Genomic DNA, 14,017 nt, shown 5'->3' on the forward strand with positions numbered 1-14,017 from the left:
TTCTCGTGATTTTCCCGAGAGATCGGTCGTTAATAAAGGCTATTAGCTACCGTTCTTGTGATTTTCCAAAGAAATCGGTCGTTAATATAACGATATTAGCTACCGTTCTCGCGATCTTCTCGAGAGATCGGTAGCTAATAATAGACCAATCTGCTAACACCCTCGTCCGATGGTCTATGAATGTAAAAATAGCAACAATTCCTTAGAAAAGAGCCTTTTCTTATGAATCGAATGCGGGAAACACGCAAAGAATTGCGGGGGTAGATATCATTGTTTGCGGTTTGGACAGTCTTCTTCTGTTTTATGATGTTTATAACTTAATAAATGGAAGGAGATTTCCAAATGAAAACAAATGTGAAAAGTATAGTGGCAGGTATTTTACTCTCACTATTGGTAATCCGGCTTTTTTACTCGTTTGAATTTCCACTTTCCTATCAATTATTTACACTTTTCCTCGCCTATACCGCTTGCGTGTATCCTGGGGCTGCGTTATCAGATTCCCGGGTGAAGTGGATCTCAATCGAAACGTTAGTATCGCTGGTTTTCTTTCACCTTGCCTTTTTGGGAATGGTGTATTCCCCCATTTGGGTCGCGCTAGGGTTTCTACTTCACGGAATATGGGATATGCTGCACCATCCGAAACTTGTAAAAACGAGTGTTGTAAAATGGTTTCCCCCATTATGCGCGGTGTATGACATTATTTTTGCCATTTTTATCATTCGGTTTTATTAAAAAAATCAAAGGGGACGTATTGATATGAATACCGTATTGCTGCAATGGGGGTTACTTTCCTTTATGATTGGCCTTGCATTGTCGCTGCCATTGGCAGCTGTTCATTACCAAAAGAACTCGCCATTGAAAACGATTTTTGTGAACTATCGAAAATTAAAATCAGCGCACGTAGATTACTTCATGCAGGCGTTAAGTGCGGGCTTTGCTTATTTAATAGGGGCTGCTGCCAATATCGAGTTTGCAGGATATATCCTGATTCCGTTTATTTTTGGTGCGATGATGAATCCAACGATTTTGTTATTGGAGGCCACTCCGTTTATTCAGACGGGGTGGATGAGATTCATTTATCAATGCTTGCGGGCAACCAGTCCTGTTTCCCTTTTGTTTGCCTGGTTAGCGATTGCCTATTTATTCTTGCCAACCTATATGATTATTCTATTCTTAGCCGTGATTCTAATTGGAGGAATCGGCATCATTTCTTTTCTTATCAAGCGAGGGAGCAAGAAAGAAGACAGTACAAAGAGCATAGAGAGCAAATAAAGATCGGGCACCTTAACGGTTTGTTAAGGTGTTTTCTTTTTGAGTGAATGTTAGGTTACCGTGCAGTAACGAGATTAAAACCAAAGAACGAGAGAAAAAGAGATATATCCGAGAGTAACGCGGTCCCATCCGAGAGTCACTCGCACGGTCTCATCCGAGAGTAACACGGTCCCATCCGAGAGTAAACGCAAAGTATCCGAGAGTAATCGAGCCTCCGATAAGATGTTTTTTACAGGTTTTCGCGGGCCACCACAAAAAACTTGCGGTGGGCCCCATAAAACTGTGCGTTTTTGATGCGGGAAGTCTGCGGTTTGGCAGGGGGGAAATTGCCGTAGAATGAAATCATCAAATAGATGAGACCTTTATTGGGAAGGGAGAAATTGAAAAATGGAAGATTTTAAGCGTTTTTTACCCTATGTCAATCAAGTCAAACGGTATTATTTAATTGGATTTGCCGGGAGCCTGTTCCGCTTTCTGATCCCGTTGTTTGTACCATTAATTCTAAAGTACATCTTCGACTCACTGCTGCAAAATGAGGCCATGACACGCACGGAGATGCTGGAACAATTATTGTATATTGCCGGCGGAATGATTGTGGTATTCCTCTTCATCCGGACACCCATGGAATACGTCCGCCAATTTTGCATCCATAAAGGCAACAACAATATTATCAAACAGCTTCGCAAGGACGCCTTTCAAAAAGTTCACGCACTCGACGCCAAATATTTTGTGGAAAACAAAAGCGGTGAAATCGGAACCCGGTTCTTCGATGATATTGAAAAAGTACGCGGCTTTCTCACAGCTGTTTTCGGAAACATCTGGATTGAAATGATTGTTCTGCTGTTCGTGATCATCGTCATGGTGACCCTCAATGTGAAATTAGCAATTTTATCCGTCTTGCTGGTTGGTTTCCAATTTGTTTTGGCGCATCTTTTATCCAAAAGATTTAAACAATCCACCCGTGACATGATGAAATATCGGTCGGTGATGAGCGGCTTTATTTTTGAAAAAATACAAGGGGCGTTTCTAGCCAAACTGTTTGCCAGTGAAAAACACGATAAAGAGCAATTGAATCAGCATTTACACCATTTCGATACCTTAACTGATAAGCATGCAAAAATAAATGCCATCATGCTGTCCTTGGTAAACGTACTCAGTGATATGACCCCATTCATTGTGGCCATCGTCGCAAGCCTGTATGTCATTGATGGAAGTTTAACCGTTGGCAGCCTGATTGCCTTTTTCGCTTACGTCGATAAAATGAGAAGTCCAGTCGCTGCCTTGGTCAATGCCTACCCGACTATCACGGAGGGAAATGTGGCGTTAAGGCGAATATTCGATTTCTTCGAAACCCCATCATCCATCCAAGAAAAAGCCCAGCCTGTTGAGTTAAAGCAGTTTAACGATTCCATTGAATTGAATCATGTGTCATTCTCTTACGATGGGAAAAGGAAAATCCTGCAAGACGTTACGTTGACCTTAGAAAAAGGGAAAACCTATGCATTTGTCGGTGAAAGCGGAGGCGGAAAGAGCACAATCCTGCAGCTGCTTCTCCGAATGTATGATGCATCCAAGGGAGAAGTCACCATCGATGGAGTCAATATTAAAGACTACTCGATTGCCAGTTTGAGAGAACATATGGGGATCGTCACACAGGACAATTTCCTGTACAGCACGTCTATAAAAGACAATATTAAAATGGCAAAACTGGATGCCACAGATGAAGAGATCATTGCTGCCGCCCAGAAGGCATTTGCCCATGATTTCATTTCGGCCCTGTCAAATGGGTATGACACCGAAATTGGCGAGCGGGGCATCAAGCTTTCCGGCGGGCAAAAACAGCGGATTGCCCTTGCAAGGGTATTCTTAAAGGATCCATCTTTGATTATCCTGGATGAAGCGACTAGCGCGCTGGATAACGAAAGTGAAAAGCTTGTCCAAGAATCGATTAACCATTTTGACAGTGATAAAACTATTATCATGATTGCCCATAGACTTTCCACTATTTTAAATGCCGATATGATTTTTGTGGTCAAAAATGGTGAAATCGTGGAAAGCGGCAGTCACCAAAATCTATTAAAAAGAAACGGCTATTATCAAGAGTTATATTCAAAGCAAAATCAGCCATCTGCCGATGAAAGACAACTGGCGGTGGGGTGATGTTAATGTCTGCTAAAGCAGGTGCCTATTTCAAAACGGTCATAGCGATGATCCTTGTTGGCGGATTTGTGGCCTTAAACAAATTAGCCTCGGCTGCCTTGCCCATCTTCTTGTTTTCAGAATTAAGGCTGGGGATTGCCGCCTTGATTCTAAGCTTGATTTTATTAAAAAAAGAATCAAAATTTCCCACTCTCAACAAAAGGGATGTCTTGGTATTGTTTATCCAGGCATTCCTCGGGGTATTCTTATTTAGTATGTTCCTGTTGCTAGGTTCCAAGTATACCAGTGCAATCGAAAGTGGCATTATTACGAGCTTAACACCCGCTTTAGTCGCAATCGTATCTGTCATCATATTTAAAGAACGGCTTAGCAGCCCTCAAAAAGCGGGGATCGCGATGGCCTTGGCAGGCGCCATTTTAATCAATGTGTTCGGCATCAGCGGCAACATGTCATGGACGGTCTACTCGCTGTTGGGCAACATCCTGATCCTGATGGCGGTGACAGGGGAAGCGTTTTTCGTTACTTTTGGAAAACTGGTTTCCAAACAGATCAGCCCGCTTGCGGTCAGCACCATCGTCATCACCATTGGCGCCGTTCTCAATTTGCCGTTTGCCATATCCCAAGCCATAGACTTTGATTTCTCTACCATCTCCTGGAGTGATGGAGCCTTGGTCTTCTATTCAGCTGTACCGGTTTCCGTTGTGGCGGTGTTATTCATTAATCAGGCGGCAAAAGTTTTACCGGGAAGTTCAACAGCCGTTTTTACAGCCATTATGCCCGTAAGTGCCATCCTTGTATCATTTTTCGTATTAGGGGAACAGCTGCTTTGGTACCACATGGTGGGAATTGCTTGTGTTGTATTTAGTATCATGCTAGTTTCCATGACCAGTAAACAAAAGACAGTGAAAGGAAGGGAAATGGGATGAATCTTCATATTTTATCTCTAACCATTCATATATCAAAACGTAAAGTAACACGAGATGATGCTTTCCATCAGCAAATGATCGAAAAGCTTTATGAGCATCATAAAGACCGGCAAATCTTAATGTATCACTATTAAGTTTAGCGAATGGTCCGATAAAATGAGCAGTACTATGTGAACACAGCCGTGAGCTTATCGCAGGCTGTGTTTTTTTGTTATGTTAAACCTTCAAAAAAAGAACTTATTTGACTACCGGACAAGATTGTGAAGGAGGGAAAAGATTAAAGGGGGGATTCCGTTGAATCCCCTTTTGTCCATTATTCTTTTATTCCAATTACACGTATTCTTCTATAATCAGCCATCCAATTACCGTCTTTGTATAAAACTTCTTTCAAATTATTTTCAACGTTTGTCAATATTTCATTTCTGGATTGTTCAGGGATACCTTCAAACAGATTATGACCGAACATATCAATCCAGTTTTTTAATCCATGATCCCCATTCAATGGAGTTGGTCTATCAAAGTGCTGGGCAAAAGTTACCCTAAATCCTGCTTCTTCCATTAAAGCAGAATACTCGGCAATACTTGGATAAAACCAAGGGAATTGCTCCTTTTTAAAATCAAACCCTGCTTCATTTATTTGATGAATGATTTCATTTGTTATCGTTTGAACATTTCCTTTTCCTCCGAATTCAGCAACGAATCTACCTCCGTTTTTTAGGCATCGATAAATACCATGTAGTGCTTGGATAGCTGGTTGTACCCAATGAATTGTTGCATTAGAGAACACTGCATCAAATTCGTTGTGATAACTCAATTCTGTTGCGTCTTGAACCAGAAATTCTATATGCGGATATTTATGGATGGCTTGTTTCACCATATTTTCAGATTTGTCTACACCGATTACTTTTACACCATTTTCAAATAATGTATTGGCTAAATCCCCTGTTCCACAACCAAGGTCAAGAACTTTCTCCCCATGCTTTGCAGCCAATAATTCAATCAAACTTTTCCCATATTTTGAAACAAAAGAATGCTTGTTATCATATAATTTTGCATTCCAACTATCGCTTGCAGGTTTGATTTTTTCCAAAATTATTCTCTCCCTTCGGTATGGAAATTCCTAATTATCAAAATAGACTGTATGTTGTTCCTTAAATAGATTATAATTGAAAAATTAAATAATGAATATTAACGAAAATAAAGAAAATTAATAACTAATTGTTATTAGATAGGGGGACAAAATGGATATTAAATGGTTAAAGACTTTCATAGTTGCCTCTAAGTACGAAAATTTTCGCCTAACGTCAGAGGAGCTTTTTCTGACTCAACCTGCTGTCACAAAACATATTAAAAGGTTGGAAGAGTACCTTAACATTCAGTTGTTTGAAAGGACAGGCAAAAAAGTGGTTCTGACTCCAGCAGGTCATAAGTTTCTTTCCTATTCAAGGGAGATCATTTCAAAATATGAGCAAGGAGTGATGGAATTTGAATCGTGGAAACAAGGGTATAATCAAAGGTTAATTATTGCTGCTGCCCCACAAATTGCCTCCTCAATCTTGCCGTCAATATTAAGAGAATTTATGGATGAAAATCCTCATATAGAAGTTTTAATTAATGTCCTCAAGTCTTATGAAATAGGGGAGGAAGTCAGTGCAGGGAATGCAGATGTAGGACTAACGAGAATATTACCAATGCAAACCAATATAAAGAGCCAGATTGTGCATAAAGAATCTGTCATATTAGTTGCTCCAAATGAATGCAAAAATAGTACAAACCTTGATGAACAAACAATATTACATAAATATAGACTAATAACCCATAACCATCCAGACTATTGGGAACATCTGTTGGATGATATTAAGAGGCATTATCCGACTGTGCACACAATGAAAGTTGACCAAGTAGAGGTTACAAAGCGTTTTATCGAAGAAGGGCTTGGGGTTTCCTATTTACCTGCTACTGCCGTTAAAGATGAAATCGATCGGGAAAAATTGATAGAAATTAAGCCAGGCAACATTATTCCTCCCACATCTTCTACTTATTTAATAACAAAAGTAGAAACTGATGAAGTATCCACTTTCAATAACTTTTTAAAGGATGCGTTAAGAAAACGGTAAAAGTGGTTGTAACTACCTTCTGCTGGAGGAACAATTCTTCAATTTTGCTATACTACACTGTGTAATCCGGAAAACGGGGAGCACGAACATAGGGAAGGATGGAAGTATCTGCTTGGTACAACGCTGAAAAATTACATGGAGCAATAACAGGTTTAATGCCCCAAAACCCAGGAGGAATCCAATGGTAGATGTTTTTACGGAAATCAATATACAACGCCCCATCGATGAAGTGGCTGCCTATGCAGCGGACCCGGATCATGCGCCAAACTGGTATGTCAATATCCAGTCAGCTGAATGGAAAACTGCCAAACCGCTGAGGTTAGGTTCACAAATAGCCTTTAAAGCTCAGTTTCTTGGGCGGGAACTTGCCTATATTTATGAAATTGTCGAATATATCCCTGGGAAAAAGCTCGTCATGAGAACTTCCAATGGCCCATTCCCAATGGAGACAACCTATACTTGGGAAGAATTGTCTGACAACAGCACTCGAATGACGTTACGAAACAAAGGAATTCCGACTGGCTTCTCTAAAATTCTTTCTCCATTTATGTCAGGTATGATGAAAAAAGAAAATAACAACGATTTAAAGAAACTGAAGTATATTCTAGAACGAGCTTAATTTTAAAATATAACAAAATATCTTTCCCTACGTGTTAAAATGGAATAAAAAGCCAATCAAAATGAAAGCAGGCTGGCATGTATTGGTTTTTTCTAAAAACAAGTAATCATTCAAGGGGTGGAACGTGTTGAATATTTATGTCATCCGTCATGGGGAATCACAGCACAACGTAGACCGTACCGTTATGGCCCATACCCATGATTCACAGCATAGTTTAACAGAATTGGGGTTTAAGCAGGCAGAAGAGACCGGCGAATTTATGAAAACCATTTTAAATGAAAAAACTGTACTATTTGTTTCACCCTATTTACGGACAAAGCAAACGGCACAGGCCATCCACACCTCGCTCCCTGAAGGGGTGCCGTTTCTTGAGAATCCGTTGATAAGAGAGTGGGAACTGGGAAATCTTTATGACTTTAATAACCGTACTCCAGAAGCAAAGAAAGAATTTAAGGCGGCGGGCCAATTTTATTTTCGATTTCAAAATGGCGAATCACTAGCGGATGTGTATTTACGCGCGGCAACGTTCATGAACACGAAAATCGAGCGGATCAAGAAGCAGCAGCGCTATGACAATGTAGTGATCGTGACTCATGCAGCATTTATTCAAATGCTGTTAACCTTTCTTATGGATTGGCCAATCGAGAGTTTAGAAAAGTTTAAACCAGTGGAAAATGCCTCTGTCATCAAGGTTTATGAAGAGGATGGAGATTACCGGTTTGATAAAATTTTTGTTCCAAGCATCACCCAGCATGCATAGGGATAAGGATGGTGCACGATGAAGGCCGAGGCTTTGACGCATGAAAGAACAAGAGATTTTGCCCTCTATTGTAAGAAACATCGAAGTTCCATCGATGACTCCTTTTTATATGATGAGGATATACAACAATTTGAGCCTAACGAAGAAAACCCTACTTATATAATAACGAACCATCAAGGAGAAATAATTGCGGCAGCCTCGCTGATCATGGATGAGTATCAAAAGAGAGGGAAGCGGGCCAGGTTCCGAATCTTTCATTCTGAGATGGATGATGTAGCCTGTTACTCGATGCTCTTGGACACCCTTTTGCCACACATTAAGGAGATTGAAAACTTGTTCATTTTCGTGCCGCTTATAAATAAACCATTATCTGCTATGATTGAGCGGCTTGGTTTTTCTGTAGACCGATTTGCCTTCCTGCTGATGAGAGAGGACATGGAGGTTCCCGAGATCTCATTGCCAGAAGATTATCAGATTAGGAGTTTTAAGCGGGGGAAGGACGAGCAGCTATGGTGTGAAGTCCGTAACGCAGCGTTTGCCACACTGAAGGGAAATGAGACACCGATAACACCGGAAATGATTGCAAATCAGACAAAAAGCAAGGAGTACCTAGAAGGCGGAATGAAGCTCTTATTCCATCAGGAAAAACCAGTCGGTGTTGTCAGGGGAGCAGACGACGAATATGAGGGAGCCCCGATTATGAATATCGGGCCGCTTGCCATTCTTCCAGAATATCAGGGGAAAGGGCTGGGACGGTGTCTGCTTCGGTGCGCTCTTCATTACGCCAAGGAAAACGCCTATTCTCGAACCATCCTTTCGGTCAATGGTGAAAACGAACGTGCTAAAGCTTTATACATTCAGGAAGGTTTTCGGCAAGTGGAAGGAGTAACATGTTATAAATACCACCTCACCGAAGCCCACCGCAATAACGAAAAATAGTAGAACAATCCAAAAAGTACACACGAGAATTCTTAAAGGATTCTCATGTGTACTTTTTTATTTTTTGCTTGTCTTTTCTTAAGGATAAGTTAAGGAACTCCCACGATAATAGGGTACATCAAAATAAAACTACCCTGGTTCAGCGTGCGCTGCTGGCCGTGGATAAAAAGGAGAAATGATAATGAAGAAATGGATATGGATCGTCATAAGTGTTTTAGTCATTGGATTTGTTGGATTTCAATATTTCAACTCGAAAACCTCCGCCCAGGAAGCATCGGCACAGGTGCGGACCGCTACCGTGCAAAAGGGAAAACTTGAGGTGAAAATCAGCGGGTCAGGGACCGTGGCCTCTGTTACCAACTCCGATGTAACGGCAACTAATGATAATAATGAGATTGATGAAGTGTTAGTCGCAGCCGGAGATGTGGTTAACGCGGGTGACGAGCTTGTCACGTTCACGGATGGAAGCGACCCGATCACTGCACCTGCTGCAGGAACGATTACAACTGTATCAGTTGCTGAAGGGCAGCGCGTGACAAGTGGACAAACAGTCGCTCATCTAACGAATTATAGTGATTTCCAAACGGTTATCCAAGTAGATGAACTGGATATTTCAAAGGTTAAGGTCGATCAGACAGCTGAGATCACGGCAAGTGCTTTTTCTGACAAAACCTATACCGGAAAGGTAACGGCTGTTGCAGAAGAGGGAACATCCTCAAATGGCGTTTCGACGTTTGATGTCACGATTCATATTGAGAACCCTGAAAACTTAAAAATTGGCATGAGTACAGAAGCAAACATTCTGACAGAAAGCAAAAATGATGCCCTTTACGTGCCAGTAGATGCTGTTTATACAAATGGTGACCAGAAATATGTGATCGTCGTTTCAGGGTCCGATAGTTCTTCTACTGAACAAAAAACAGTGAAAACAGGTATTGCCAATGAGGATAATGTAGAAATAACTGAAGGAGTAAGCGAAGGTGATACGCTTCAATTGCCGGCACTGGCAACCAGCAATTCCACTTCTAGCACTACATCAGGAAGGTCCATGCAAGGATTTGGCGGCAGCAGCATGGGTGGAATGACTGGCGGCGGCATGCCTCCAAGCGGCAATCGCGGCGGCAGTATGAGTGGAGGCGGTCAATAATGAGCTCTCCAATGATTGAAATCAAGAACTTGATGAAGACCTATATGCTTGGCGGTGAAACCGTTAATGCCTTAAACAATGTGTCTCTTGAGATTGAAAAGGGAGAATTCCTTGCGATTATCGGACCATCCGGATCGGGTAAGTCGACGCTAATGAATATGCTTGGCTGTCTGGACAGACCTGACAAAGGTACCTACAAGCTGGATGGAAAAGACATAGGGAAAATGGATGACAATCAGCTGGCAGTTATTCGAAATCAGAAAATCGGGTTTATTTTTCAAAACTTTAACCTCCTGACCAAGCTCACGGCATTGGAAAACGTGGAATTGCCTTTGTTATATGCAGGGGCATCGGCTAAAGATCGCCGCGAAAAGGCCTTGCAGAGTTTAAGTAAAGTCGGGCTGAGTGAAAGGGCAGGCCACCTGCCCACCCAGCTTTCAGGGGGCCAGCAGCAACGGGTGGCGATTGCGCGGGCCCTGGCCGGCGAGCCGGCGATTCTTCTGGCCGATGAACCGACAGGAGCTTTAGACAGCAAAACCAGCAAGGAAATCCTTCAGCTGATGAAGGAATTAAATGAAGCAGGTCACACGATTATCTTAATCACCCACGATCTGGAGATTGCCAAACAAGCGAAACGGATGGTCAGCATTCAGGACGGCCAGTTATTTGAAAATGGGGGTGAGCTGCTTGGGCATTTTGCAATCCATTAAAATGGCGTTAAAAAGTATTAAAGGCAATAAACTACGGTCCGTGTTGACCATGCTCGGAATTATTATAGGGGTATCCTCAGTGATTGTTCTAGTATCGATTGCACAAGGGTCCACCCAAAGTGTGACCAATTCCATTAACTCGTTGGGAACAAACCTGTTAACAGTCAATACGTACAGTACGGATATAGAATTATCCGAGGACAAAATCAGTGAATTGGGTGATTTATCCGGGGTAAAAGCGATATCGCCTGTCGTTTCGGGCCGTGTCAATGTTAAAAAAGAAAAGACCACCTCCCAGGTCACCTTAACGGGAACTAATGCCGCCTATTCTGATGTGAGGGATACTGATGTCAGCCAGGGGCGGTTTATCACGGACTTGGACGTGGAATACCGTCAAAAGATCGTGGTTCTTGGATCCGAAACTGCTTCTACCTTTTTTGGAGCTGATAACCCGGTTGGACAATATATTCAAATCGAGGGTACCTCTTTTAAAGTCGTGGGGGTACTAGCCTCAAAAGGGAGCTCGCTGGGCCAAAGCGGGGATAATGTTGTGATTGTTCCATTAAGTACGGGCCAGCGCTTGGTCGGGTCTACTGTGATTAGTACCGTTTATTTGCAAGCTAAGGATGCGGACCAAATGGACTTCGTCATGAATGAAGTCAAAATGAAGATGGCAAGCCTTTATCCAGGAAAAAGTGATTATTATGGTGTAACAAACCAACAGGATGTTATGGATACGATGACATCAGTCTCGGATACGATGACGATGCTTCTTGGCGGTATTGCCAGTATTTCATTATTGGTTGGCGGTATCGGGATCATGAATATCATGCTGGTTTCGGTATCGGAGCGGACGAAGGAAATCGGCATCAGGAAGGCAATTGGTGCCAAACGGCGTGATGTCCTGTTGCAATTCTTGATTGAATCGGTTGTTTTAAGTGCCATGGGCGGAATCGTCGGTATCTTATTAGGCCTTGGGGTAGGGAAAATTCTCTCATCCGTGATGAGTTTGACCATATCCTTCTCATCAAACATCATTTTGGCCTCGTTCTTATTCTCACTGGCTGTCGGTGTTGTTTTTGGGGTCTTCCCGGCCAACAAGGCATCCAAATTAAATCCTATTCAAGCATTGCGGTATGAATAATGTACGTATAGGATTCTATTTTTCATAAAAATCTGGGGTAATGAAGTATTTTTATATAAAAATTCAAATGAAAAAGGAGCATTTTTATGAAAAGCGCAAGAAAAGTACATTTATGGATTGGATTAATTTGTTCGATTTTTATCTTTATGGAGTCCCTTACCGGCTTGCTCATGAATGAACCATGGTTAATTGGGCAAGCAACAGCAACGGAGCGAGGGAATTTCCAGCCGGGCCAGATGCCTGGGCAGCAGGGTACAACAACTAATTCTACACAGTCATCAGGACAAACACAGGGAAATGCGAATAACCAAACGAACGGTCAAACGAATGGCCAAACTGGCGGGCAAATGGGCGGCCAAATGAATGGGAAATTTGGAGGAAACGGTCAGTTCCCAAGTGGAGGCCGCGGAACTGGATTCTCTGGCGGAGAAGGTTCATCACAATCTTTTATGGGAATTATCAGGGGTCTTCATGAAGGCAGAATTGGCACGACTAATATCAAATGGTTAATTGACCTTACCGCCGTTGCCATGATGATCTTGACTGGAACAGGGATTTACTTATCAATTAGAGTCCTTGGGGCTGAAAGTAAGCGTAAAAAAGCTAGATTGGCAAGAGAATCAGCATAAAAAACAAGCCCCGAGATGGGCTTGTTTTTTTAGCTATAAGAAAACCATTGTGCCCTTAGCAAGGCTTTGAAGTATCAGCATCGCAGTCAAATGCTGGCCTTTTCGACAAGCTATATCTCTGTCTTCACAGTTTAAAGGCTCGTCAATCGGTTCTCTTTTTGTGTAATATAGTGAGGAGTGATGATGATGAACAATTGAAAAGGTTTTATTGTGCCAAGGATTTATATATGTTGTAAAGTTTCCGGCTTTTGTTTTCCTTTCTCCACTTCAATAGCGGATACAATATAAGCAAACCCGTTCATCAAAAAGTAAATAACATTTGATTGGACTCGCTCTGTTTCTCCTAAATAGGTGTTGATAATAATGAAGATAGAATATAAAACGACGAAAAAGACGGCAATTTTATTAAAAATAATCACGACAACAACCCCTTCATTAAACTCTTATCATTATCATATTTGACTTAAGGTGTTCTTATGCAAGAGAATAGTCCAGGTTACAGGACAAAACGTGTTATAATTATTTTTAGAAAGCAGGGATTGAATGGAAAAATTGGAAGCAATTGTGAAGGGGATATATATAGCAGACCAGCCGGAAACATTTGTGACTAGGAACATTTCAAGCGTTCTTTTGGAATTTGGAGGAATAAGGGGAGACAGGCATTTTGGCATGACAAGCCTGGCTGATTCAAGACAGCCGATGTATCCTAGAGGCACAGAGATTTTGAACCGCCGGCAAATTACCATTGTGGCGGAAGAGGAGCTCGCATTGATAGCAGAAGAATTAGGGGTTGAAAAGATTGAGCCAGAGTGGCTGGGCGCTAATATTCTATTAATAGGAGTCCCCCATTTAACGAAACTTCCCATAGGCTCTCGCATTTTGTTTCCAGGCGGAGCGGGATTGATTTGTATGGGGGAAAATAAACCGTGTACATTGCCAGGGGCGGAGGTTCAGAAGCAGTATCAGGACCACCCCAAACTTGCTTCCCGTTTTGTGAAGGCGGGATACAAGCGAAGAGGCATCGTCTGTGCCGTTGAATGCATCGGAGAAATCACTTCGGGAGATCAAGTTCAGATCCTCGTTAATGATTACGCCGATCCGATGCAATAATTTTCCAAAGAAATAATCTGGCCAATGGTAATTGTTTTGTCGATACGATTTTTAGATTAACAACATTAGTAGGGGGTGAAGAATATGTTCCTGGCAGAACTGCAGTTGGAAGAGAAAAAGGCATTTCTTGAGTTGGCTTCCCGCATAGCCAAGATTGATGGAAATCTTTCCATTTTTGAGGCATCGATACTTGATAAATACCGGAAGGAAATGGATCTTACCGACTATCAAACAAAAGGGCTTGCTTTAGAAGAAATCCTGCCGCACTTTAATAGCGAACGCTCGAAAAAAATAGTATTGGCAGAACTATTTCAACTAATCTTTGCAGATGGTGTGTTTCATGACTTAGAACGTGATTCAGTTAGAATGATAAAAACTCATTTTGGCTTTGACGAAAAAGAGTACAACAGTTTTAAGGACTGGGTGGATAAAATAAGAGAACTTTCGAAGCATTAGGAACCTCAATAAAAATGTATCATCGGAG

The 14,017-nt window shown here is 41.8% G+C and carries 17 protein-coding genes; 15 read left to right on the plus strand and 2 right to left on the minus strand.

Annotated features, from left to right (window positions below):
• The first annotated feature begins 342 nt into the window (after positions 1-342).
• The 5 genes from ACY8D0_RS24820 to ACY8D0_RS24840 all read left to right on the plus strand — a co-directional run bounded on the left by ACY8D0_RS24820 (position 343) and on the right by ACY8D0_RS24840 (position 4,492).
• Positions 343-732 (plus strand): DUF6010 family protein, encoded by a 390-nt coding sequence (locus tag ACY8D0_RS24820; RefSeq protein ID WP_462413119.1) that lies wholly within the window; start codon positions 343-345, stop codon positions 730-732.
• A 24-nt stretch (positions 733-756) separates the two neighbouring features.
• Positions 757-1,272, plus strand: coding sequence for a hypothetical protein (locus tag ACY8D0_RS24825; protein ID WP_462413120.1), 516 nt, complete (start codon positions 757-759; stop codon positions 1,270-1,272).
• Positions 1,273-1,659: 387 nt separating this feature from the next.
• The gene (locus tag ACY8D0_RS24830; protein ID WP_462413121.1) at positions 1,660-3,432 is read left to right on the plus strand and encodes an ABC transporter ATP-binding protein; all 1,773 of its coding nucleotides are present in this window, start codon (positions 1,660-1,662) and stop codon (positions 3,430-3,432) included.
• Between the two features lie 5 nt (positions 3,433-3,437).
• A complete protein-coding gene (locus ACY8D0_RS24835) occupies positions 3,438-4,358 on the plus strand; it encodes a DMT family transporter (protein WP_462413122.1) in 921 nt (306 codons plus the stop codon).
• Positions 4,355-4,492, plus strand: a complete 138-nt coding sequence (locus tag ACY8D0_RS24840; RefSeq protein WP_462413123.1) for a YrzI family small protein — start codon at positions 4,355-4,357, stop codon at positions 4,490-4,492. Before ACY8D0_RS24835 ends, ACY8D0_RS24840 begins: the two co-directional genes overlap by 4 nt.
• Before the next feature lie 179 nt (positions 4,493-4,671).
• Here ACY8D0_RS24840 and ACY8D0_RS24845 read toward each other — a convergent pair whose 3' ends face one another.
• Complete coding sequence (locus ACY8D0_RS24845) at positions 4,672-5,439, minus strand: class I SAM-dependent methyltransferase (RefSeq protein ID WP_462413174.1); 768 nt, start codon at positions 5,437-5,439, stop codon at positions 4,672-4,674.
• A gap of 160 nt (positions 5,440-5,599) precedes the next feature.
• Between ACY8D0_RS24845 and ACY8D0_RS24850 the strand changes: the two genes are divergently transcribed.
• The 8 genes from ACY8D0_RS24850 (at position 5,600) to ACY8D0_RS24885 (ending at position 12,423) form a co-directional block, all read left to right on the plus strand.
• Positions 5,600-6,475, plus strand: a complete 876-nt coding sequence (locus ACY8D0_RS24850; RefSeq protein ID WP_462413124.1) for a LysR family transcriptional regulator — start codon at positions 5,600-5,602, stop codon at positions 6,473-6,475.
• Between the two features lie 181 nt (positions 6,476-6,656).
• Positions 6,657-7,094 carry an SRPBCC family protein gene (locus ACY8D0_RS24855; RefSeq protein WP_462413125.1) on the plus strand — a complete coding sequence of 146 codons (438 nt, stop codon included), beginning with the start codon at positions 6,657-6,659 and terminating at the stop codon, positions 7,092-7,094.
• 127 nt (positions 7,095-7,221) lie between these two features.
• Complete coding sequence (locus ACY8D0_RS24860) at positions 7,222-7,854, plus strand: histidine phosphatase family protein (RefSeq protein ID WP_462413126.1); 633 nt, start codon at positions 7,222-7,224, stop codon at positions 7,852-7,854.
• An 18-nt stretch (positions 7,855-7,872) separates the two neighbouring features.
• Entirely contained in the window at positions 7,873-8,793 is a 921-nt protein-coding gene (locus ACY8D0_RS24865) for a GNAT family N-acetyltransferase (protein WP_462413127.1), read from the plus strand.
• A gap of 181 nt (positions 8,794-8,974) precedes the next feature.
• Positions 8,975-9,940, plus strand: a complete 966-nt coding sequence (locus tag ACY8D0_RS24870) for an efflux RND transporter periplasmic adaptor subunit (protein ID WP_462413128.1) — start codon at positions 8,975-8,977, stop codon at positions 9,938-9,940.
• A complete protein-coding gene (locus ACY8D0_RS24875; RefSeq protein WP_462413129.1) occupies positions 9,940-10,650 on the plus strand; it encodes an ABC transporter ATP-binding protein in 711 nt (236 codons plus the stop codon). The genes ACY8D0_RS24870 and ACY8D0_RS24875 overlap by 1 nt, the downstream gene beginning before the upstream one ends.
• Positions 10,628-11,794 (plus strand): ABC transporter permease, encoded by a 1,167-nt coding sequence (locus ACY8D0_RS24880; protein WP_462413130.1) that lies wholly within the window; start codon positions 10,628-10,630, stop codon positions 11,792-11,794. Before ACY8D0_RS24875 ends, ACY8D0_RS24880 begins: the two co-directional genes overlap by 23 nt.
• Before the next feature lie 86 nt (positions 11,795-11,880).
• Positions 11,881-12,423, plus strand: a complete 543-nt coding sequence (locus tag ACY8D0_RS24885) for a PepSY-associated TM helix domain-containing protein (RefSeq protein WP_462413131.1) — start codon at positions 11,881-11,883, stop codon at positions 12,421-12,423.
• Positions 12,424-12,644: 221 nt separating this feature from the next.
• On the opposite strand, the gene ACY8D0_RS24890 is transcribed toward ACY8D0_RS24885, so the two are convergent.
• Positions 12,645-12,842 carry a hypothetical protein gene (locus tag ACY8D0_RS24890; RefSeq protein ID WP_462413132.1) on the minus strand — a complete coding sequence of 66 codons (198 nt, stop codon included), beginning with the start codon at positions 12,840-12,842 and terminating at the stop codon, positions 12,645-12,647.
• A gap of 124 nt (positions 12,843-12,966) precedes the next feature.
• Here ACY8D0_RS24890 and ACY8D0_RS24895 point away from each other — a divergent pair, with 124 nt between their 5' ends.
• Positions 12,967-13,533 (plus strand): MOSC domain-containing protein, encoded by a 567-nt coding sequence (locus ACY8D0_RS24895; protein ID WP_462413133.1) that lies wholly within the window; start codon positions 12,967-12,969, stop codon positions 13,531-13,533.
• Positions 13,534-13,617: 84 nt separating this feature from the next.
• A complete protein-coding gene (locus ACY8D0_RS24900; protein ID WP_462413134.1) occupies positions 13,618-13,989 on the plus strand; it encodes a hypothetical protein in 372 nt (123 codons plus the stop codon).
• The last annotated feature ends 28 nt before the right edge of the window (positions 13,990-14,017 follow it).

It is taken from the genome of Neobacillus camarae (assembly GCF_054950115.1).